A 22,204-nucleotide genomic window follows, 5' to 3' on the forward strand; every position below is an offset into this window, starting at 1 on the left:
CAACGACCACCGCACGGAAACAGTCGCACGCAGCGCCACGCTTATGCAAGCCCCATGCGCTCGGCCATTTCGGTTTGCCAGACACTTCGCGGCCTGAATCCCGATAGCGTTCTTGCGTGGCGTTCAACAGCCGCCATCAGTTCAGCATCGGGCAAGCCGAAGTCCACCGGCACCCGCATCGGCTGGTCGACGTACCACGGCGTGTCGATGTAGAGCTCGAGGCGATTGCCCTCGGGATCGCGCGCATAGATCGAAACCGAATTGCCGTGGGTGACGGGGTTGATTTCCTGCAGGCCTTCCGCAATGAACTGCCGATGAAACCGCCTCAACGTGGCAAGGCTGTCGGCTGTGAACGAAATCTGGTTGATCGGATTGAACGCCAAGTGCTCGGGGCGGCCGCTCGCGAGCACGATCTGGTGATGCACCGCGGGATCGCGGCTCAAGAATACCAACTGCACAGCGCCGTGCGGCGTCTGCAGCGAACCCCGATCCGTCACGGTGAATTCCATCACCCGCGTATAAAAGTCCTCCACGCGCGCCATGTCGCTCACATAGAAGCCCATGTGACTGAGCGACAGCCCTGCCCTCGCTTTCTTCATACCGTCCATGCCTGTCTCCAAGTAGTGATAAACCCTAAGAAAAAACACGTTGTGACATTAGATAAATTTAGTATATTCTCACTATAAGATAAATGCACGGGTTTTTTACGAATCCTGGCCTTGATCCTACCTACTTTTTATCTACCCGGAGCATCAATGAAACTCGCCAGCTTCTCCACCCACCTTGGCTCATCGTTCGGCATCGTTCGCGATGAAACCGTGTTCGACCTTGGCAAACGTCTCGGCGGCCGTTATGCCGATCTGAAGGCACTGATTGCCGCCGACGCATTCCGCGAGGCCGCGCAGGCCGCCGATGGCGCGCAGGGCGACTACCCGCTGTCGGAAGTCACGCTGCTGCCTGTGATCCCGAACCCTGAACAAATCTTTTGCGTGGGACTCAACTACGCAGACCACGTCAAGGAAACCAACCGCGAAACCACCGAGCATCCGGTCATCTTCATGCGGGTGCCGGCTTCCCAGGTGGGCCATGGCCAGCCGATGCTGCGTCCGCCTGAGTCGCAGAAGTTCGACTATGAGGGTGAGATTGCCGTCATCATCGGGCGCGGTGGACGACGCATCGCCGAGGCCGACGCGTGGAATCACATCGCTGGCTACGCCTGCTACAACGACGGTTCCGTGCGCGACTGGCAGCTTCATACGGGCCAGTGGGGCCCGGGCAAAAATTTCTATCGCACCGGCGCGTTCGGACCGTGGATGGTGACGAGCGACGAGATCGAACCCAATGCGGTGATGACGCTCGTCACCCGCCTGAATGGACAGGAAGTGCAACGCGCGACGACGCAGATGCTGATTCACGGCATTGCCAAACAGATTGCCTACCTGTCGACGTTCACCCCGCTCTCTCCGGGAGACGTGATCGTGACCGGCACGCCTGGGGGCGTCGGCGCGAAGCGCAATCCGCCGCTGTTCATGAAGGCCGGCGACGTGGCGGAAGTGGAGGTTGATCGGATCGGCGTTCTGTCCAATCCAATCGCCGACGAAGCGTAAAAGTCGTAGCCGGGCGCGTTCGTGCGCGCTCGGCGTGTCTATCTGGCGGAACAAGACATGTTAGAGAAAACCATTTCGACGCACGCGTGCGACTACGACGTGGCCGTTATCGGTCTCGGGCCCACCGGGGCGACGCTCGCGAACCTGCTGGCAATCGAAGGCTTGCGGGTGCTGGTGCTGGAGCGAGACAAGGAGATTTTCGCGCTTCCTCGCGCGGTGCATTTCGACGGTGAATGCATGCGCGTGTTCCAAACCCTCGGTTTAACCGACAAGCTGCTACCCAAGCTGTTCGTGGGTCCCGGCATGAAATTCGTGAACGGGGAAGGCAAGTTGCTGATCGACTGGCAACGGCCAACCTGTATCGGACCACAGGGTTGGAGTGCGAGTTACAAGTTCCATCAGCCCGATCTCGAGAATGCGTTACGCGAGCGTCTTGCGCAGCAATCGAGCGTTGACGTCCGGTTGCGCCACGAAGTGTTCGCGCTTGACGAGGCGAGCGATGGCGTCCAGTTGCGCTTCGAGGATACGTGCTGCGGCAAACTTGGACGTACCACCGCGCGATATGTAGTCGGCTGCGACGGTGCACGCTCGATTGCGCGACGCTTCATGGGCACCGAATTGACCGATCTGAAATCGCATGAACGCTGGGTTGTGGTCGACGTATTGCTCGATGCGCCGCGGCCCGATCTTGGCGACTACTCGGTCCAATACTGCGACCCGGCGCGCCCGACCACTTACACGCGTGGTCCCGGAAATCGGCGCCGCTGGGAAATCATGGTGATGCCCGGTGATGACGTGACGCAACTCACGTCCCCCGAATGGCTGTGGGACAAACTCGCTCGCTGGATTTCTCCGGCCGATGCGCGCCTCGAACGTTCTGCCATATATACATTTCACTCGGTCGTGGCGAACGGTTGGCGCCGTGGCCGACTGCTGCTTGCAGGCGATGCCGCACATCAGACGCCACCCTTTATGGGCCAGGGGATGGGAGCCGGCATTCGCGACGCGTCGAATCTCGCGTGGAAGCTTGGTGCCGTCATTCATGGCGAAGCGCCCGATACCCTCCTCGACAGCTACGAATCCGAACGCTCGCCGCACGTGCGCTTATTTATCGAAACGGCGGTACAGCTCGGCTCAGTCATTCAAACAACGAGGTCAGACCTGGCCGAAGTCCGTGATGAAGAAATGAGCGCAGCGATTCGCAATTTCGTGACCCCACAACCCAGGCTTGGCCCGGGCGCATGGATCGATGAACCATCGGGCGTGGCCGGGCATATTGCACCGCAACCCCGCCTGCTGGACGGACAACTCGTGGACGACGTGGTCGGCTATCGGTTTGCGCTGCTTGCGCGACCGGAATTGCTCCGTGAATGCCCCGACGTCGCCAATAGCGCTGCGCAAGCGGGCGTCGGGATTGTGGCCAGCGATGGAGCGGCTGTTCGCGAGTGGTTGGAGTCGATCAACGCTCCAGCGGTGCTTGTACGCCCCGACCGGTATGTGTACGGCGTCGCGCAGGACGGTGAATCCTTGCAAAACCTTCTGCACCACGCCGTATCCGGCTTGCAAACCGAAGGTGCTGTGGCCATGTGAGCCCGCAACCCCCGTTGTCACGCGAGATGTCTCGCGGTCGACGCACATAGACCATCGGACAAAGAATCCGATAATCAAATTGGAGGAGTCATGGGAATATCCCACAACCCGGTCGGCGGCGCCGACCGTTCACAGCCATCCGGCTTGTCCCGGTCGCAGTGGAAAATGATTCTCATCGCAAGCCTTGGCGGCTCGCTGGAATTTTACGATTTCATCGTCTACGGCTTTTTTGCCCATAACATCGCGGCCCAGTTTTTCCCGAACTCGTCGTCGCTGGTCAGCATGCTGGCTACTTTCTCCGTGCTCGCAATCGGGTACGTGATCCGACCGCTCGGCGGAATTGTGCTCAGTAGCTGGGGCGACCGGTATGGCCGACGTCCAGTGTTTCTCGGCTCAATCATTGCGGTCACGACCGCGACGATCTGTCTTGGTCTGCTGCCCAACTTTCAGAGCTGGGGCATGACCGCATCGATCCTGTTGATCCTGCTGCGCATGCTTCAGGGTTTTTGCGTGGGCGGAGAAATGCCCGGCGCGATTACCTATGCAGTGGAAGCCGCGCCGCATCGGGCGGGGCTCGCCGCGGGCATTATTATCTGCGCGGTGAACCTGGGTGTTTTGCTGGCCACATTCGTCAACCTCGGCATCCAGACCTACCTGTCCGCCACGGACGCGGCGGCGTATGGCTGGCGGATCGCGTTTCTTTTCGGCGGCGTTTGCGGGATCGCCTCCTACCTGATGCGCCGTAATCTGGACGAGTCGCCCGAGTTCAAGAGGATGCAAGGAGCTGTCGTCAAACAGCCGTTTCGCGAGACCTTGCAACGTCATGGCAAAGCGGTCGTGACGGGGGCACTGGCGATCGCCGTGATGGCCGGCGTCAACGGCATACTTTATGGCCACATGCCCGCCTACCTCGTCCAGCAGCTGCACTATGCACCACGGACCGCGGCAATTGCCCAGAACGCTTATCTGATCGTCAGTTCCCTCGGCCTGCTCGCCGCAGGCTGGCTCGGGGACAAGATTCCGCGCCGGTACCTGCTTCGAGCGTCAGCGGCGCTGCTGATCGCATTGAGCTACCCGTTCTATGAAGCGCTGGCGAGACATACCGTCAATCCGGTGGTGCTGTTTGTGCTTGCCGGCGTGGTTTTTTCACTGGCAAGCGGGACATGGGCGTCGGTGCTCGCCGACCAATTCCCTGTCCAGGTCAGATTCAGCGGAATCGCGCTGGCTTACAACCTGGCCGTTGTCGTATTCAGCGGCTTTGCGCCCTTGCTGGCGACCATGCTGATTCGCATGACCGGCTCCTTGGCAGCGCCAGCCTGGTATGTCATCGCCGCATGCACGGTCGCGCTGCTTGCGAGCTATGGGTTGCCGACGGGAAAGTCTCGGGCCGGGTCGCCTTCGAAGACAGATGGACTGAGCGGCGAACTGTTGCGTTGAGCCGAATCGAGCCACGACGCGGCCGGCACCGTCTCTGGCAAGAGGTATCCATGCAGTATTTTCGGGAGATTTACGATGAAAGATGCGTCCGTTCAGGCCGCCGTCGAGGCGTTGGAACAACAGCGCTGCGACGCCACGGTGGCTGGAGACCTGCACAAACTCGCGTCGCTACTCGACGACGATCTGACGTTCGTCCATTCAGCTGGCTACGTTCACGGCAAGTCGGAGTATCTGTCCTTCCTTACCGAGAAGATCAAGGTGCGTCAAATCGTGCGTCCGCAACCGCTCGCGTATAGGTTCCTGCCAGACACCGTGATCACGACGGGCCATCTCGAGCAATCCCTGGTGCGCAGGACCGATGGATCTGAGCTCAACATTCGCGCGCTCATAACTGAAATCTGGGTCAAACGCGAGGGCGGCTGGAAACTGCTGCATCTCCATTCCGGGCGCTTGCCGGATTGACGCAGATCCCTATCTTGCCGTCCGTCTCGGGGTAAGCCTGGACACCGATCCTGAACAGGTTCGCGAACTCCCCCTGCTTGTGCGCGATGGAAGCAATCGTAACGATGCGTGGCCGGTCAGGCGATTCAGTCGCGGCAAGTTCGAGAGCGGGCATGAGCAGCGCCGAGAGTGTGTAGCGGCCAGGCATATTGGTGCCGAACTGCAGCTCCAAGCCATCGGCGGCGTTCCGCGAGTTTCTTCTGCGCGAACGAGCGGACCGACGCGACGGAAGCGTGAAGATTGAATATGTGGGATCGAGACTATCGCGGCGGCGAACCAAAAACATATCCGGCGACAATCAAGCCGCGAGCCGCGGGAGCGTCACTGGAACATCCACGAGTGAGCCCGCTTCAACGTACAAGACCGACGGCGGCTGAACGACGCCTGTTAGAAGAGGCGTGACTGTGACGGTATGCGCGGCGCGCCCATGAAGGGCGCGCGCCACCCGGCAATTAGTTGTACAACGAACGAGCACCCACTTGCCGTCAAACGCCGCGCGGTGCGGCAAGAAAACGGCGGCGCATCGGCTTGAGAACCGCAATCGCGAGCAATGCGGTAACGATGTCAAGCGTGATCGCCGCGCCGAACACCGGCAACCAGCTACCCGCGTGCTGGTGCATCAACGCCGCGAGCGGGCCGCCCAGGATCGAGCCGATGCCCTGCGAAATGTAGAGCCAGCCATAGTTTTCCGTGGCATGCCGCGTGCCGAACGTGTCAGTCAGCGTCGCCGGGAACAGCGAGAAGATTTCGCCCCAGCCGAAGAACACCACGCCCGAGAGCAACACGAACAGCACCGCGTTATCGCGCGTGAACAGCCACAGCGCCATCGCGACGCCTTCCAGGGCGAACGCGAAGAACATCGTGTTTTCGCGGCCGACTTTGTCGGACACCCAGCCGAACAGCGGTCGCGTGAGCCCGTTCGTGAAGCGGTCGATCGTCAACGCAAGCGGAAGCGCCGCCAAGCCGAACACGAGCACTTTGGTCACGCCGAAATCGGCGGCGAAGGTGGCCATTTGCGACGTGACCATTAGACCGGAGGTCGACATCATCGTCATCATGGCGAACATCAGCCAGAAGATCGGCGTCCTGAGCGTCTGTGACGGGCGCAGATTCGCCACCGGCGAACCGGCCTCATTCACATTCGCGCCGGCGGCATCATGCGCGGGCGGCACACGCAAGCCCTGCGATGCGAGCAGCCCTACCACCGCGAACGCGGTGCCGAACATCCACAGCGTCGCCTCGACACCGCGCGCCTGCAACGACGCTGCGATCGGAAACGTCGTGACGATCGCGCCCATGCCATAGCCGGCGGCGACGGCGCCCGCCGCGAAGCCTCGCTGCGCGGGGAACCAGCGCACCATCAGCCCGACAACGCCAACATATACGATGCCCGTGCCAAGGCCGCCGATCACGCCATACGTCAGATAGAGCATCGGCGCACTCTGGACCTGCGATGCGAACACCCAGCTCAGGCCGGACATCACTGTGCCGAACGAGATCAGCGTGCGCGGACCGAAGCGGTCGATCAGCTTGCCTTGAAACGGCGAAAAAAACGTCTGCAGAATGATCAGCAGCGCGAACGTCACCTGCAGTTCAGGCAACGCGATGCCCAATTTCGCGGCGAGCGGTTTGGTCATCAACGTCCAGACATATTGCGGACTCGAGATCGCCATCATGCAGACGAGACCCAGTCCAAGTTGAATCCAGCGGTTATGCGTGACGGACGTCGAGACATTCTCGATACGCGGCGCGATCGGTTGCAAGCGTGTGTTCATGGTGTTCTCCGTTTCCTGAGCGCATGCCAGCCGGCATGCGCGAGACGTGCGCCGTCCTCCGGGCCTGAACGGCCGGAACGGCAAGTCATTTGAGAAAAAGCGCGCGGTGTCTACCAGCCCGCAGCGGCCCCGTCACTGCGCGGATCGTAGCCCGCTTCGATTAACCCATCAGGGTGCCGAACGATTGCGCCGGCATGCCCCATCGCTTCATCGTAAGGCGCCATCATCTCGACCTCGTGCCCGAACGCGCTGAGCGTTGCTGCCGTGTGCGCGGCGAAGCGTGGCTCGAGCTTGAGCGTGTCGGTCGATTGGCCCCATGTGCGGCCGAGCAGCCAGCGAGGCGCGTCGATCGCCGCCTGCGGGTTCCAGCCGAAATTCGCGATGCGTGAAAACACGGCGCTTTGCGATTGGGGCTGTCCTCGTCGAGCGAGAAACTGCAGCGCGCCGCGAGCGCATTCGGCGCGACGGCCATGCCCCTCGCGCCGCGCGTCGGATTCAGAAAACTAGATGACATATTGGACGGGGCTTTTGCTTGTATACATACCATCACTAACGCGAGAAGCATGCCAGCACGCGAGTCGCCCGCTCATGCGCGCCAGATAGGGTTTCGCACGGCTCGGTACGCGCGGCGATGTCGCTACCTGGTGCCCCGCAACCTGGGTGGTGCATAGGGGACCGCATTCGGCCCCATTGCAGTGCGTGCGCGTTGCAGGCGCTCGCCCGTCAAGGTGCGCACCGCAACGCGGCTACCCTCGATATGGCGCGCGATCAACGCAACGCTACGATCCGTTTCGCGACAACGAATCGCATCGAGGATCGCGACATGTTCGCCGTAGGTTTCGTCGATGCAGTCGCCGTACACGAGATCGAGCCGCCGCACGACCCGGATGCGATCGGTCACGCGCTGCATCGCATTGGTCAGCTCGGCGTTATCGGCGGCCTGCACGAGGGCGTGATGAAATGCTTCGTCGAGCGCGACCATCTCGCGGCCGTCACGCCGACGATGAGCAGGCGGGATCTTCCAGATTTGTTCAAGCTGACCGAGCATCTGTGCGACGCCTTCGGAGAGCGCTCCTTCGGCACTCGCAAGCTTCGAGACCGCAAAGGTTTCAATCAGCTTGCGCATTTCGTACAGGTCTTCGAAGCGCTTGAAATCGACCGGCACGACTTCCCAGCCGCCGCGCACATAGCCGCGCATCAGGCCGTCACTTTGCAGGCGCTGCAAGGCCTCGCGCGCAGGCGTGCGGGACACGCCGAAGCGCTCGGCGATGCTGCCTTCCGTCACGCGGTCGCCGGGCAGCAGGCGCATATCGAAGATATCTTCGCGGACACTGACATAGACATGATCAGCCCGCGAGGGGGGAATGCCGGTGATGTCGTTCACGCTTGGAACCTGAGTTGGCGAGTGTCGGGGCTGAGATTATTGTCCGACCCGAACGCGCCATGTCAACACGCGATGAAAAAACCGGCATCGCACGGACATCAGCCGCGAGCGAAATACGCCTTTACAGCCGACAGAAACGTATCGATGTCCGCGCGCCTGCAGCGCGGACGATTTCGATTGAATTGAAAATCGGGTTATGCCGCCATGCGCTCACGAGTAGCTGCTGGCGAGCGAAAGCGCCGGGTTGCGCGAGGACTCTGACCTCGCCGGCCACCACGGCAAAACCACGTCCCTGGCTACCTGCCCGCGCGGCCTCGACCGCCGCGTTCAGCGCGAGGATGTGGTCTGGAACGCGATCCCGTTGATGACCGAGATGATCTCCGCGATGCGCGCCGACGACGCCCGTATCCCATGCATCGTCTCCACCACCCGGCCGACCGCCATGCCGCCTTCCCCAGCCGTTTCCGAGGCGTGCCTGGCAAGCTCGTCCGCGTGTCCCGCGTTCGCAGCGTTGGTGGCCACGCTCGCGTCGAATTCCTTGAGTGCGCCGGTGGCCTGCTCGAGCGCGCTGGCCTGGAGCTCGGTGCGCGCGCCAAGATCGGCATTGCCGGCGGCAATCGCGTGACTCATGTCGGCGACTGCATCGGCGCCATCGCGCACCTGTCCCACGATGTCCGCGAGCGCTTCTCTCATCCGCACGACAGTCGCCATCACGCTACCCGTATCGCCGGTGCGCAAGTCGGCGCACTGGGAAAGATCGCCGCGCCGGATCGCATCGGCGAACGCGATCAGCTCTCGCGGCTCGGTACCGAGCGACCGGCCTATGTTGCGCACGACAAGCACCGCAACGCCAAGACCGATCACGCACGCAAGCCCGGTCAGCGCGAGCATCATCAAGCGGAAATCGACGCTTATCTGGCGTGCCTCGGCGCTGCCCTGCCGGTTCAGTGCTTCCTGAAAGTCGATCAACTGGTTGATTGCCGCGAGCCACTCGAGCAGCGCGGGGGCTGACGTCCGTCTCGACGGCCAGTACCTCCTTCGCGCCTTCAGCAGCCACGCTGGCAATCGCCTGCGTCGCATGCGCCAGGCGGTCCTCACCCAGATCCGCAATGCACACGCGAAGCCCGAGCTGCGCGAATCGACGTGGTCAACGCCGTCAACGCGCAGAACCTGATCCTGCCGGGCGGCACCGCGAAGATCGGCACGAAGGAATACAACGTACAGATGAACGGCAGCACGGACACCGTAGCCGCGCTCAACGAGCTGCCTACCGCAAAAAGAGTTTGACAGACAATCTTAAGATATATATCTTAAGATGCATCTTACGACACTCATAGGAGAGTCCCAGATGCGTCATCCTCATCATTTTTCCGGTCCGCGCGGCGCGCGCGACCGCTTTCACGCCGGTTTCCGCCTTCCGTCGCCGCAGGCGAGCGAAGTCGCCGACCTGGGCGCCGCCGAAGCATCCTCCGGCGCCCGCCACCACTACCTGCTGCACGTTTTGCGTCACGCCTTTGGCCGCCATCACGAGTGGCGCTTCGGCGGCCGTGGCTCGCGCTTCGGCGGTGGTTTCGGCGGTCCGGGCAGATACGGTGGCGGCGGCCCCGGCGGCTTCGGCGGCGACGGCGATGGTTTCCCGCGTGGCCGCAAATTCAGCTCCGACGATCTGCAACTGCTGCTGCTATCGCTGATCGAAGCGCAGCCGAGTCACGGCTACGAGTTGATCAAGGCGCTCGAAACGCGCTCGAACGGCTTCTACAGCCCGAGCCCCGGCATGGTCTATCCAGCGCTGACCTATCTCGAAGAACTCGGCTACGTCACCGTGCAGCTCGAAGGCAACCGCAAGCGCTATGAGCTGGCGGATGCGGGCCGCGAATATCTGGCCGCGAACCGCGAGCGCGTCGAGCTGATGCTCGCGCGACTCTCGCATATCGCACGCAAGATGGATTCGGTGCGCCGCGCGTTTGCCGGCGAGGAGCCGGCCGACGTCAGCGAAGGCGGCTGGGTGCCCGAGCTGAATGAAGCGCGCCGCACGCTGAAGAACGCGCTGCTGCGCCGCGACAACGCGCCGGCCGACGAACAGCGCCGCATCGCAGCGATCCTGATGCGCGCGGCCAAAGAAATCGAAGGCGGCAACCGTGGCGACATCGCAAAGCCCGGCAACGACAGCGAGCCGACCACCTGACAACGCGCGCGCGCCCGTCCACGAGGCGACCCGCGCGTCCTCCCGAACCGAACTGGAGCATCGCCCACATGCAAGAGCAAAACACTCGCCCTGATCTCGCCGTGCATCGCGTACGGCATCCGTTGAAGTTTCGTCTGCTGCAGGTCAAGCAGGTGCGCGCGCTGACGCCGCACCTGATTCGCGTGACCTTCACCGGCGCCGATCTGGACGACTTCGTCTCAGCCTCGTTCGACGACCACATCAAGGTCTTCTTCCCCGACCCCGGCGCCGACAAACCTACGCTGCCGCAAGCCGGCCCCGACGGCCCGGTGTTCCCGGAAGGCAAGCGGCCGACCGCGCGCGATTTCACGCCGCGCCGTTTCGATCGCGACGCCCGCGAGCTCGACATCGAGTTCGCGATGCACGACGCGGGCCCCGCGGCGACGTGGGCCGCGCAGGCGCAGGCCGGCCAGTATCTGGGCGTCGGCGGCCCGCGCGGTTCGCTGGTGATTCCGACCGGCTTCGACTGGCATCTGCTGATCGGCGACGACACCGCGCTGCCCGCGATCGCGCGCCGTCTCGAAGAGTTGCCGGCCGGCACGCGCGTCGCCGCGGTGATCGAGGTCGCCGATCCGTCGGCGCGCATCGAGTTCACGACGCAGGCCGAGCTGCACCTCGTCTGGTGCTATCGCAGCGAAGCCGACACCCGGACCGGCGCGCGCAGCGAAGCGCTGTTGCACGCGGTGCGCGATACCTGGCTGCCGGTGAACGGTGAAGGCTATGTGTGGGCCGCCGGCGAAGCGGCGACGATCCGCGCGGTGCGTCAACATCTGTGCGGCGAGCGCGGCGTCGACAAAACGCGGATTCGCGCGGCCAGCTACTGGAAACAGGGCGCGGTCGCGGTCCACGAAACGATCGACGACTGAGCTTCTGCTCGCGTGGCTCGCGGCATTAGCGGCGTACTTCGAACAACGACAAAAGGAAATCAAGCGATGTACTCAATCACTGCACGGCACGAGCGTCGTTTGTTGTGGCTGCTCGCGCTCACGCAGTTCACGATCATCATGGACTTCATGGTGATGATGCCGCTCGGCCCGCAGATCATGAGCGCGTTCCAGATCGCGCCGGCCGCGTTCGCGACGGCCGTATCCGCGTATTCGTGGTGCTCGGGGCTCTCGGGCCTATTCGCGGCGACCTATATCGACCGCTTCGACCGGCGCCGTCTGCTGCTCACCATTTACGCGCTGTTCGCGCTGTCGAACCTCGCGTGCGCGCTCGCGTCGAGCTTCGCGCTGCTGCTCGCCGCGCGCGCGTTCGCGGGCATCACCGGCGGCGTGCTCGGCTCCGTGATCATGGCGATCGTCGGCGACGTGATCCCGCTGCAACGGCGCGGCGCCGCGACCGGCACGATCATGACCGCGTTCTCGCTCGCGGCGATCGCCGGCGTGCCGGCCGGCGTGATGCTCGGCGCGCAGTTCGGCTGGGCGGCGCCGTTCTTCCTGCTGGTCGCGTTGTCGCTGCTGGTGTGGTTCGCGGCCTCGCAACAGGTGCCCTCGCTGGCCGCGCATCTGAGCCGCCGGCAGCCGCCGCTCGCGGAAGTACTGCCCGAGCTGTGGCGCCTGCTGAGCAACCGAAGCCATCTGAACGCGTTCGCGCTGACGTTCATGATGATGATCGCGCACATGCTGGTGATCCCGTTCATCGCGCCGATGCTGGTCGCCAATCACGGCGTCGCGCCGCGACAGCTGTCGTGGCTGTACATGGCCGGCGGTGCGGCGACCTTCTTCACGTCGCGCCTCGTCGGCAGATTCGCCGACCGCTTCGGCACGCAGCGCGTGTTTCGCTGCGCGGCGCTGCTGTCGTTCGTGCCGGTGCTGTTCATCACGCATCTGCCGAACCTGCCGTTCTACGCGCTCGTGCTGTTCTTCCCGTGCTTCCTCGTGTTGATGAACGGCCGCATGGTGCCGATGCAGGCACTGCTGACCACGGTCCCCGAGCCCGCGCGACGCGGTGCGTTCCTGAGCGCGAACAGCGCGCTGCAGGCGCTCGGCACCGGCACTGGCGCGTGGCTCGGCGGCTTGATGCTGAGCACGTCGGCTGATGGCCGCATCGCCGGGTATGGAACCGTCGGCTGGGCGGCGGTGGCGGTCGCATGCGCGGCGGTGCTGTGGGTCTCGCGCGTGAAGGGCGTGCCGCGCGAAGTGGCGGCGGCCAGCGCCGCTGGCGCGACGATGCCTCGCGCCGGCATCGAAGCTCACATCGCTGGAGAAGGTTAGCGATGCCAGGCAGCGCTCGGTGTCGCTGCGCCAACTGCGAGCCGCGCGTTACGCCTCATCGTCGGTGCTGCCCGTCAGCGCGCGCCGCGCGGCCTCGCCCTGCCCGTGCGACGCCGAGTAAAACACGCGCGCCCGGCCGATCACGATTTTCAGCGTCGCGATCACGGGCACCGCGAGAAAAATCCCAGCGACGCCGCCCAGCTGATCGCCCGCGAGCAGTCCGACGATCACCAGAAACGGACTGACCTCGACGCCTTCGCTCATCAGATACGGATTGAGCACGTAGTCCTGGAACAGCCGGTACAGCCCGATAAAAATCACGAGCCACAACAGGTGCGGATAGCCGCTGAACACGGCGACCACGAGCGTGATCGCGACCGCGGCAAGCGGCCCCGCGAACGGCACGAATTCGAGCAGCCCCGCGCTGACCGCGAGCAGAAACGCGTACGGCACGCCGAGCAGCGAGAACACGACGCCGTAGCTAAATAGCGTGGCGAGCGACAGAAACAGCAGCGCGCGCACGTACTTCGACAGCAGCACGTTCAGATCGACGACGATCTCGTTCCACAGCACGCGATGCCGGCTGTTCAGCAAACCCAGAAACGCGTCGCGCATCCGTTCGCCGTCCTTGATCAGCAGGAAGCTCAGGATTGGAATCAGCACCAGGTAGATCAGGTTGCTCGCCGCGTGGACGACACCGAGCCCGAGGCTGCGCGCCAACGGCACGGCGTTGTCCGAGCCGGTCTCGATCTGGCTGCGCACGAAATCGACGATCCGCTCGCGCAGCGGTTCGAGAAAATGCGGCAGCGGAAAACGGTTCGGCACATCGGTGCGCAGCAGCGCGGGCAGTTGCGTGAAGAGGCGCGTCGCCTGATCCTGCAATTCCACGCCGAACAGTGAGCCAACCACCGCGAGCAGCGCGACCACGACGACGAACACGACCGCGATCGACACGACGCGCGGCATGCGGCGCGGCCTCACGCGTTCGACCAGCACCACCATCGGGTAGATCAGATAGCTGAAAAACACCGCGAACACGACGACGAGCACCGTCGTCGACGCGATATAGATGAGGAAAAATAGCAGCGCGAGCAGAGACGCGGTCCAGACTTTCCTGGCCGCGCCGACGTCGAATCCCAGCATGAAGCGTCCTCGAATGGGCGATGCGGCGCCGGCGCGACGAGTGCGCCGGCTGACTCTGGACCGTAACAGAAATTTACACGTTCCGGGTGTCGAACGCCGCGCCGCGAGGGCGCGACGCGGCGAACACCGGCAGCGTGCGAGGCGCTACGCACGCGGTGCGTCATTGCACGGCTTGCGTGCCTGACTTGATGCGCCCGAAACCGGGGGGCGGGATAAATGAAGCTGCGGATACGTGAAGTTTCGGCTCGCTAACTCTTCACACGCTCTCGTACCTCTTCGGTTTCTTCGCCGATTCTCGCCTGTATCCTGCCGGCTATTTTTTCGGCCGCTCCTTCGGCCTGTTTCGCGCGATTGCCGGTGACCTTGCCAATCGCTTCCTTGACCGAGCCCTTGAGCTCCTTCGCTGTACCTTCTACACGATTCCTGTCCATGGTGCCTTCCTGCTAGGTTTGACTGTGGAGTTGCCTGCTGGCGTTGCAACGAAACAGCCAACGTACGGCGCGACGCGCCTCGTTATGGCGCGGATCGCTTCGCCAGAGGCGATCCGCGTCGGAGCAACCTTAAAATTCCTAGCATCCGGCGTTCCCGATACCCAGTGCGCCGCGCATCGTCACCTCACCGTGACGGTGTCCTTCGCGGCGTCGTTGGCGGCATCCTTGCCGTGAGCCGGATCAGAATGATCATCTTTCGCGCCATGAAAGATATGCTTGAAAAGTTCCTTGTTCTTTGCGCCATTCAAGAGGTTTCGCAGCGCGGCTTCGTCATCGGCCGGCTTGAACGAAAGCACTCTCTTGCGGTAGCGCTGCCTGCGTTCATCGAGCATGTAACTCGCCGGTAGCGGCAGTTCGCGGCTGCCCACGTCGAGATCGATGCCTTCGAAGGTCAGCAGCCCCGCATCGTGATTGATGAAGCACGCGGGAGGCTTGGTCCGGTCGATCACGTAGACGCACTGCTTCTGCAGATTGCCGGCGTCGGGCAGCTTGCCGCGGAAGATCTTGTCACGCAGGAACGTGCACATTTCTTCCCAGCACTCCTCGGTGGATTTTCCCGCCGCGCAGGACCGCAAGATTTCGGTCTTCAGAATGGCCTCTGGCACGGCATAGTAAATCGGATAACCGGCCCTCAGGTAAAGTTGCAGTTGCAACACTTCGTAACAGCGGCCCAACGCATGGATCGACGGCACGAGCAAAGACCGTTCATCCGACTCGTCGCCTTCGGTGGGTCCGGTCGCCGTCTGACTGCGGATCGACGGATGTTCCGGCAGCCCGGAATTCTCCGGTTCCGGCTGTCCGCCGCCCCACAGGATCAGATCGCGAAACAGGATCATCGGCAGGAACGAATGGACGATCAGATCCGTCGACGCCCTGCGTTTGGCGCGCTCGTTCGCATCGGCTTCCACCGGCAGCGTGGGATGCCACTTGCGCGACGAGCGCACGATATCGCCGATCGCCTTCGCCACGCAGATGCCGTTCGGTAGCCCGCCCCCCTCCTCGTCGGCCCAGGTCTGCACCAGGTCCCACGGCTCGCCAATCGGCACGCCGAGAAAGTAAAGACCGAGCGACACCGCCGTCAGCAACTCGACGTAGAACTGATTCGCCTGATATGGCGCCGCAGGAATGCCCCGCATCAACTGCGAATCGGCGAGCAGCTTCTTGCCCGATCCGACCTTGCACAGCGCGCCGGCGCAGTGCTTGAGCCGGTCGACGAGACCGCGCACGTCGCGACCGGCAAGCGGCGACTGCCCGCCGACCAGATGGTGTCTGACCATCAGCGAGATCGGCGTCGTGAAGTTCGACCGGTCCGTGTTTTTCGTCGGCACCACGAGGGACATCACCAGGTCGCTGATGATCTCCAGGTCGGCCAGCATCGCATCGATGGAAGTAGTCATCACTCGACCTCCGCTGCTATCTCTTCGATCGACGGATCGTATTGGCCGTCGATGGTCGCCGTCTGCCCCGGCTCGGACGTGGCGATGATCGCCACGGCATCCCGGATCAATCCCTTGCAGCGCGCGGCCAACACTCGCTTGCGAATTCCCGATGGCGCGTCCCCTTCGTTCGCCCATTCCTTGAATCCGAGTCTTTCGAGTACGTGATCCTCGTTCTGTCCGAAGGTGGCCGCGCCGTCCGCGGGTATGGCCTGATGGGCATCGGTCAGGCAGGTGCAGATGTACTCCTCGACGGTCGGGCCACGCGCCGCCAGCGTTTGAATTTCACGCTTGGCCCAGCGGGCGAGCGATACCGAGATCTCATCCATGTCGTGCGTCAGGTTGCGCACCTTGACGTCCTTGCCGCGATCGTCGCCGAGAATCTGATAGACGGTCCGGTCGACCACATGCAGCCACAGCGAAGTCTGCGCAATGCGGATCTTGTGTTCGCACACGACGTCTTTCGAGTCGGCCTCGAGCGCGCGCCGTACGTGCCACAGCACGACGTAATGCCATACGAGTCCAATGAACTTGCCGAAGAAGAGTGCCTTGTCCTGCATCGAGCCGTCGTCGAACTCGGGATATTCGAGGGGCGTCACCAGCGTCATCTTCGTGCGCGCGCCTTCCTTCAAGGTCCGATAGAGCGTCGCCGCGGGGCTGCTGCGATAGCCGTCCCAGGACTCGCGCGCCCACCATTGCTTGTCGATATCGAAGAAACGATAGATCGAAAAAATGCCTTTTTCAGACTCCTGAACGTTCGCCGCGCCGCCGTGAGCCTGGTGCGCCGCGCCCGGCTGCAAGCGCTTCCTCTCCTCTGCGCGGGACTGGTCGTGGTTCGGGTCGCGATAGGCGTCGTAAATCACGCGAAGACCATAGCGGGTTCCCATCGCGTTATCGATGCTGGCCACCTTGTCGCTGAGTTCCTTGCGGATGGTCTCGAGCACCGCTTCCTGCTCGTCGACGAGCTTGCGTTGCTGCTCGAGCGCGCAATAGTGTTCGGCGGCCACGTAAATGGCGGCGAGCGCCAATGCGAGTACGACCGCATCGGTATAGCCCTCCCATATCTCTCCGCCGAACAGCAATACCGCGGGGACGTAGCAGAACACCGGAATGCACCAGCGCGACGCGAACCAGCTTCGCAGGATGCCGACTACACCCTTCGAGCGGGAGTCGACGTCGGGAGCGGCCTCGCCTTCCTCTTCCGCGATACGCTTCTTCTCCTCGAACTCGCGTTCCGCGAGGGTCCGCGCCCGTTCTTCTTCTCCACGGCAAATGTGGACATAAAACACGAGGAACGTGAAGGCCGTGACCAGCAACGCAAGCAGCCAGCTCTCGCCCATGCTGGTTGCGCGATCCGCGTCGCTGACTTCCTTCATCACCGCGGCGATCTTTTTAACGCACTCGATGCCGGGAAGAAAGCAATCCGCATCCGGCACGCGATGCGAAAATGTCACCACCCAGTAGATACCGCTGCCCACCAGAACCGCAATGCCGCCTAGCGCAGTGAGGACGAGCTTTTTTGCATGAGGGCCCTGCTCGAGATGGGAAGCGGGTTTGTCGCCGAAGGGTTTGGAGCGGCGATTCTCATCTGACGGCTTTTCCATACGCATTGCCTCCTGATCGATCAAGAGCACGGGAATGCGGGAAGCGGTGACGTATAAACGCACCGTAGGTCGGACGAGCGCCGTGATGAGGGCTGCGAGGAGGCTTTGCCGGTCGGGACGGGGCTGAACTATCTATCTAAGATTGCGCCCGGAAAGATGTCAATTGGCGCGCGTAGTCTGTGTCCGCCAGACCACAATTGGCGCCGGCGGCTGATGGGCGGGACATGCCAAGCAGACCTAAGGGCGGGCGCGGGTGCGCCGGGCCGCGCGCCCCGCGCGGCATGCGATACGCCGCGCAAGTCAGTCGCCATGCTCCGCGCCCAGCGCCGCCAGTGGATGCGCGTCGCCATGCCACGGCGAACTCAGGAAATGCCGCACGCGCTCGGGTTGCACATCGGCGAGCGTCGCCGGTGACCAGCGCGGCCGACGGTCCTTGTCGATCAGTTGCGCGCGCACGCCCTCGCGGAAATCGCCTTCCTCGATCGAGCGCTTCACGATGCCGAGCTCCATCCGGAAGCAATCGGCAAGCGTCATCTGCCGGCCGCGCAGCAGCGCTTCGCGCGTCACGTGCAGCATCGTCGGCGAATGGGCGGTCAGTGCGTCGTAGGTCGCTTGCAGCCATTGCCGCACCTCGCGCGGCGGTTCGCGTTCGAGATCCTGACGCAGTGTCGCGACGATGCGCTCGACGCCCGAACGCCGGTCGAAGTGGCGCAGGATCAGTTGCGTCAGCGCGCCGAGCGGCGCGTGCGGCACGATATTGCACGGCGGCTCGAACACGGCGCGCAGCGCGTCGATGCGCTCGCCGTCGTGCGACATGCGCTGCAAACGTTCCTCGAAGCTCGCGAGCCAGTCGGCCGGCACGCACAGGTCGGCCAGTTGCAGGCGCATCGCGTCGGCGCCCGCTAGCGTCGCGCCGGTCAGCCCGACATACAGCGCAAGCTCGGCCGGCATCACGCTCAGAAAGCGGCTCGCGCCGACGTCGGGCACGAAGCCGATGCGCGTCTCCGGCATCGCGATGCGGCTGCGTTCGGTCACGATGCGCAGCCGCGCCGCCTGGCCGAGGCCCATGCCGCCGCCTATCGCGATGCCGTCGAGCAGCGCGACCACCGGCTTCGGAAACGTGTGCAACGCGTAATCGAGCCGGTATTCGTCGACGAAGAACGCGAGCCAGCGTGGGTCGCCCTGCGTCGCGAGCCGATGTACCTCACGCACGTCGCCGCCCGCGCAAAAGCCCTTGTCGCCAGCGCCCTTCAGCACCAGCGCGACGATCCCGGCATCGGTGCGGCAATGCTCGACCAGCACCGCGAGTTCGCGCACCATCGCGTGCGACAGCGCGTTGAGCGCGGCAGGCCGGTTCAGCGTGATGATCGCCACGCGGTTGACGACGCGAAACAGCACGTCGGGTTCGGCTTGCGGGTTCGTCGCGGCGCGCATTTCGACCGCAAAGCCGCGCAAAGTGCTCATCGCTGCGTCTCCCGCGATGCACGGCTCGTCTCCCAGCGCGGCGCGCGTTTTTCGAGGAACGCGTTGACGCCCTCGCGCTGATCGGCGCCATCGAACAGATCGACGAAGCGCTCGCGTTCAAGCGCGAGCGCGGCGGCCCGCGGCACGCCATGCCGCGCCTGATGGATCAGCGCCTTGCTGAAGCTGACCGCCTGCGGGCTCAAACCGGTGACGCGCTGCGCCATGTTCAACGCGGCTTCACGCGCGGCGCCGCGCTCCACCACTTCTTCGACGAGACCGATGCTGAGCGCGGTCGCCGCATCGACGCGCTCGCCGGTCAGAATCATCCGCTTGGCCCAGCCTTCGCCGACGAGCCACGGCAGCGTCTGCGTGCCGCAGCCGCATGGCAGCAGACCGACCGCCGTCTCGGGGAGCGCCAGCACCGCATGCTGCTCGGCGATGCGGATATCGCAGGCGAGCGCGCATTCGAGACCGCCGCCCATCGCAAAGCCGTTGAGCGCCGCGATGACGACGGGCCGCGCGTTCTGCAGCGATTCGAAGGCCGCGCCGAAACGCGCGGCCGCGGTGCGCGCGACTTCGCGACTGCCGTCGGCGAACGTGTTCAGATCGGCGCCCGCGCTGAAAAACTTCGGACCGTCGCCGGTGATCACGAGCGCGCGCACGCGCGCATCGGCGTTCAACTGCTCGACGGTGCGTTGCAATTGCAGCAGACCGTCAGGCGTGAAAGCGTTCGCGGGGGGCCGTTTCAACGTGATCAAAGCAACGGCGCCGTCATGTGCGTAATCGAGGTCGATCATTGCGTGCCTCCCTGGCCGTTAGCGCCGCGCTCACGCGAGCGATACAGCTTGATCACCGCCGAAAAGTCCAGGCGCCCCGCGCCGTTCGCGCTCATCGTTTGATAGAGCTGCTGCGCGAGCGCGCCGAGATAGACCGGTTGACGCACGCCGCGCGCGGCATCGGTGGCGAGGCCGAGGTCTTTCAGCATCAGGTCGGTGCCGAAGCCGCCGGTATAGCCGCGCGAGGACGGCGCGGTCTCGATCACGCCCGGCATCGGGTTATACGTGTCCGAACTCCAGCAGCGCCCGGTCGACGTATTAATGATGCTACCGAGCACCTTCGTGTCGATACCGAGCGCCTCGCCGAGCGACATCGCCTCGGCGACGCCCGCCATCGAGATGCCGAGCACCAGGTTGTTGCAGATCTTCGCGACCTGGCCCGTGCCGGTGTCGCCGCAATGCACGATGTTTTTTCCCATCGCCGACAGCACTGTCTTGACCTGCTCGTACGCGCTCGCACTGCCGCCGACCATGAAGGTCAGCGTGCCCGCCGCCGCGCCGCCGGTGCCGCCCGAGACCGGGGCGTCGACGAAGTTGTTGCCATGAGCCGCGGCGAGTTCGGCAAACGCTTTCACGCTGGCGGGATCGATCGTGCTCGAATCGATGATCGGCACGCCCGGCGCGATGCCGGCGAGAACGCCATCGTCCGCGACGAGCACGCTGCGCACGTGAGCCGCGGCGGGCAGCATCGTGATCACGCATTCGACCTCGCTCGCGGCGGCTTGCGGTGAGCGGGCCGGCTGCGCGCCCGCGTCGACGAGCGTGCGCACAGCTTGCGCGCTGAGGTCGAACACGTTGAGCGCGTGGCCCGCCTTCAGCAGGTTCAGCGCCATCGGCGCGCCCATATTGCCGAGTCCGATAAAGCCTATTTTCATGGTGTCGTCTCCGGGTGTGCCCTCAGTGCCTTCAACGCAGGCGGATCGTCGTGTTGACGCCATCGTTGACGGTGTCGTCGTCGAACCAGCGCGCGGTGACCGTCTTGGTCTGCGTGTAAAACTGCACGACCTGCTTGCCATAGGGACCGAGATCGCCAAGCTTCGAGCCGCGCGAACCGGTGAAGCTGAAAAACGGCACCGGCACCGGGATCGGAATGTTGATGCCGACCTGGCCGATATCGATCTCGCTCTGGAACTTGCGCGCCGCCGCGCCGCTTTGCGTGAAGAGGCCAACGCCGTTGCCAAACGGGTTCGCGTTGACGAGCGCGATCGCGTCGTCGAGCGTCGCCACGTTCAGCACCGCGAGCACCGGCCCGAAAATTTCGGTGCGGTAGATTTCCATGTCGGCCGTCACGTCGGTGAACACCGTCGGGCCGATGAAGTTGCCCTGCTCGTAGCCGTGCACGTTCACATCGCGGCCGTCGAGCACGAGCGTCGCGCCCTCTTTCACGCCCGCGTCGATCAGACCGAGAATGCGCTGCTTCGCGGCGCGCGACACGACCGGCCCGACATCGGTGCCCGGCTCGTGACCCGCGTTGACCTTCAGCGTCTTCGCCTTCGCGACGAGTTCGGGCAGCCACTCGCGCGCGGCACCGACCAGCACCGCCACCGAACTCGCCATGCAGCGCTGACCGGCCGCGCCGAACGCGGCGCCGGCGAGCGCGTTGAGGGTCTGTTCGCGATTCGCGTCGGGCAGCACGACCGCGTGGTTCTTCGCGCCCATCATCGACTGCACTCGCTTGCCGTGTTCGCTGCCGAGGCGATACACGTGCGTGCCGACCGCCGTCGAGCCGACGAACGAAATCGCCTTCACCAGTTCATGCGTGCACAGCGCATCGACGACTTCCTTGCCGCCGTGCACGACGTTCAGCACGCCCTTCGGCACGCCGGCTTCGAGCGCCAGTTCGACGAGCTGCATCGTCGACAGCGGGTCCTGCTCGGATGGCTTCAACACGAAGGTATTGCCGCACACGAGCGCCATCGGGAACATCCACAGCGGGATCATCGCGGGGAAATTGAACGGCGTGATGCCGACGCATACGCCGAGCGGCTGGCGCAGCGTGTAGGTGTCCACACCACCGGCGACGTTCTCGGCGAACTCCCCCTGCTGCAACGTGCCGATCGAACACGCGTGCTCGACGACTTCCAGACCGCGGAAGATGTCGCCCTCGGCATCGGGAATCGTCTTGCCCTGCTCGGCCGACAGCGTCTTCGCGATGCGCGGCATATGCTCGCGAATCAGCGCCTGGTACTTCAGCATGATGCGCATGCGCGCGCCGATCGGCGTGTCCTTCCACGTTTTGAACGCGGCGTGCGCGCTGCGCACCGCCGCGTCGACTTCCGCGACGGTCGCGAACGGCACGCGCGCGAGGACCGCCTGCGTGGCCGGGTTCACGATGTCGCGCCACTCGGTCGTCTTCGATTCGACGAACTCGCCGTTGATCAGCAGTTTGACGGTGGCCACGGCGCCGGCAACGTCGCGGCCGGTCTCGTTCGAAGCAAGGGTGCTCATGCTGAAACTCCTGTGATTTAGAAAACAGTGCCCCGACGCGTCGAATCC

General features: G+C 63.9%; 21 protein-coding genes and 1 pseudogene. 8 read left to right on the forward strand and 14 right to left on the reverse strand.

Annotation, left to right across the window (positions count from 1 at the left end):
- Positions 1–41: 41 nt before the first annotated feature.
- Positions 42–608: a VOC family protein gene (locus tag OKW39_RS30665; protein WP_090809646.1), complete on the reverse strand. Its 567-nt coding sequence runs from the start codon at positions 606–608 to the stop codon at positions 42–44.
- A gap of 147 nt (positions 609–755) precedes the next feature.
- Here OKW39_RS30665 and OKW39_RS30670 point away from each other — a divergent pair, with 147 nt between their 5' ends.
- The 4 genes from OKW39_RS30670 to OKW39_RS30685 all read left to right on the forward strand — a co-directional run bounded on the left by OKW39_RS30670 (position 756) and on the right by OKW39_RS30685 (position 5,096).
- Entirely contained in the window at positions 756–1,607 is an 852-nt protein-coding gene (locus OKW39_RS30670) for a fumarylacetoacetate hydrolase family protein (RefSeq protein WP_090809645.1), read from the forward strand.
- A gap of 57 nt (positions 1,608–1,664) precedes the next feature.
- Entirely contained in the window at positions 1,665–3,197 is a 1,533-nt protein-coding gene (locus OKW39_RS30675) for a bifunctional 3-(3-hydroxy-phenyl)propionate/3-hydroxycinnamic acid hydroxylase (protein WP_429564375.1), read from the forward strand.
- A gap of 90 nt (positions 3,198–3,287) precedes the next feature.
- A complete protein-coding gene (locus tag OKW39_RS30680) occupies positions 3,288–4,634 on the forward strand; it encodes an MFS transporter (protein WP_429564376.1) in 1,347 nt (448 codons plus the stop codon).
- A gap of 75 nt (positions 4,635–4,709) precedes the next feature.
- Positions 4,710–5,096, forward strand: coding sequence for a nuclear transport factor 2 family protein (locus OKW39_RS30685; RefSeq protein ID WP_429564377.1), 387 nt, complete (start codon positions 4,710–4,712; stop codon positions 5,094–5,096).
- A gap of 524 nt (positions 5,097–5,620) precedes the next feature.
- Here the strand turns inward: OKW39_RS30685 and oxlT are convergent.
- From oxlT to OKW39_RS30710, 5 genes and pseudogenes are all read right to left on the reverse strand, one after another.
- Positions 5,621–6,910: an oxalate/formate MFS antiporter gene (oxlT, locus tag OKW39_RS30690; protein ID WP_429564378.1), complete on the reverse strand. Its 1,290-nt coding sequence runs from the start codon at positions 6,908–6,910 to the stop codon at positions 5,621–5,623.
- A 110-nt stretch (positions 6,911–7,020) separates the two neighbouring features.
- Positions 7,021–7,329, reverse strand: a pseudogene (locus OKW39_RS30695) (gamma-glutamyltransferase); the annotation flags it as partial.
- Between the two features lie 218 nt (positions 7,330–7,547).
- Entirely contained in the window at positions 7,548–8,294 is a 747-nt protein-coding gene (locus OKW39_RS30700) for a GntR family transcriptional regulator (RefSeq protein ID WP_429363914.1), read from the reverse strand.
- Between the two features lie 121 nt (positions 8,295–8,415).
- The gene (locus tag OKW39_RS30705) at positions 8,416–8,634 is read right to left on the reverse strand and encodes a methyl-accepting chemotaxis protein (protein ID WP_429565464.1); all 219 of its coding nucleotides are present in this window, start codon (positions 8,632–8,634) and stop codon (positions 8,416–8,418) included.
- The gene (locus OKW39_RS30710) at positions 8,622–9,374 is read right to left on the reverse strand and encodes a methyl-accepting chemotaxis protein (protein ID WP_429564379.1); all 753 of its coding nucleotides are present in this window, start codon (positions 9,372–9,374) and stop codon (positions 8,622–8,624) included. The genes OKW39_RS30705 and OKW39_RS30710 overlap by 13 nt, the downstream gene beginning before the upstream one ends.
- A 63-nt stretch (positions 9,375–9,437) precedes the next feature.
- On the opposite strand from OKW39_RS30710, the gene OKW39_RS30715 reads away from it, so the two are divergent.
- The 4 genes from OKW39_RS30715 to OKW39_RS30730 all read left to right on the forward strand — a co-directional run bounded on the left by OKW39_RS30715 (position 9,438) and on the right by OKW39_RS30730 (position 12,734).
- The gene (locus OKW39_RS30715) at positions 9,438–9,581 is read left to right on the forward strand and encodes a hypothetical protein (protein WP_429564380.1); all 144 of its coding nucleotides are present in this window, start codon (positions 9,438–9,440) and stop codon (positions 9,579–9,581) included.
- 61 nt (positions 9,582–9,642) lie between these two features.
- Positions 9,643–10,479, forward strand: coding sequence for a PadR family transcriptional regulator (locus OKW39_RS30720; RefSeq protein WP_429564381.1), 837 nt, complete (start codon positions 9,643–9,645; stop codon positions 10,477–10,479).
- A 68-nt stretch (positions 10,480–10,547) separates the two neighbouring features.
- Complete coding sequence (locus OKW39_RS30725) at positions 10,548–11,384, forward strand: siderophore-interacting protein (RefSeq protein WP_090809630.1); 837 nt, start codon at positions 10,548–10,550, stop codon at positions 11,382–11,384.
- Between the two features lie 66 nt (positions 11,385–11,450).
- Positions 11,451–12,734, forward strand: coding sequence for an MFS transporter (locus OKW39_RS30730; protein ID WP_184011232.1), 1,284 nt, complete (start codon positions 11,451–11,453; stop codon positions 12,732–12,734).
- Between the two features lie 48 nt (positions 12,735–12,782).
- Here OKW39_RS30730 and OKW39_RS30735 read toward each other — a convergent pair whose 3' ends face one another.
- The 8 genes from OKW39_RS30735 to OKW39_RS30770 form a co-directional block, all read right to left on the reverse strand.
- Positions 12,783–13,877, reverse strand: coding sequence for an AI-2E family transporter (locus OKW39_RS30735; protein WP_090806509.1), 1,095 nt, complete (start codon positions 13,875–13,877; stop codon positions 12,783–12,785).
- Between the two features lie 248 nt (positions 13,878–14,125).
- Entirely contained in the window at positions 14,126–14,308 is a 183-nt protein-coding gene (locus OKW39_RS30740) for a CsbD family protein (protein WP_018425391.1), read from the reverse strand.
- Between the two features lie 179 nt (positions 14,309–14,487).
- Entirely contained in the window at positions 14,488–15,765 is a 1,278-nt protein-coding gene (locus OKW39_RS30745; RefSeq protein ID WP_429564382.1) for a hypothetical protein, read from the reverse strand.
- Positions 15,765–17,408: a hypothetical protein gene (locus tag OKW39_RS30750; RefSeq protein ID WP_429564383.1), complete on the reverse strand. Its 1,644-nt coding sequence runs from the start codon at positions 17,406–17,408 to the stop codon at positions 15,765–15,767. The genes OKW39_RS30745 and OKW39_RS30750 overlap by 1 nt, the downstream gene beginning before the upstream one ends.
- Positions 17,409–17,708: 300 nt before the next feature.
- Positions 17,709–18,872: an enoyl-CoA hydratase/isomerase family protein gene (locus tag OKW39_RS30755; RefSeq protein WP_429564384.1), complete on the reverse strand. Its 1,164-nt coding sequence runs from the start codon at positions 18,870–18,872 to the stop codon at positions 17,709–17,711.
- Complete coding sequence (locus tag OKW39_RS30760; RefSeq protein WP_429564385.1) at positions 18,869–19,669, reverse strand: enoyl-CoA hydratase; 801 nt, start codon at positions 19,667–19,669, stop codon at positions 18,869–18,871. Before OKW39_RS30760 ends, OKW39_RS30755 begins: the two co-directional genes overlap by 4 nt.
- On the reverse strand, positions 19,666–20,583 hold the full coding sequence (gene mmsB, locus OKW39_RS30765; protein ID WP_429564386.1) for a 3-hydroxyisobutyrate dehydrogenase: 918 nt from the start codon (positions 20,581–20,583) through the stop codon (positions 19,666–19,668). The genes OKW39_RS30760 and mmsB overlap by 4 nt, the downstream gene beginning before the upstream one ends.
- Positions 20,584–20,614: 31 nt before the next feature.
- The gene (locus OKW39_RS30770; RefSeq protein WP_184054522.1) at positions 20,615–22,156 is read right to left on the reverse strand and encodes a CoA-acylating methylmalonate-semialdehyde dehydrogenase; all 1,542 of its coding nucleotides are present in this window, start codon (positions 22,154–22,156) and stop codon (positions 20,615–20,617) included.
- Between the last annotated feature and the right edge of the window lie 48 nt (positions 22,157–22,204).

This window comes from Paraburkholderia sp. MM6662-R1 (assembly GCF_050436245.1).
GTDB classification, from domain to species: Bacteria; Pseudomonadota; Gammaproteobacteria; order Burkholderiales; family Burkholderiaceae; genus Paraburkholderia; species Paraburkholderia tuberum.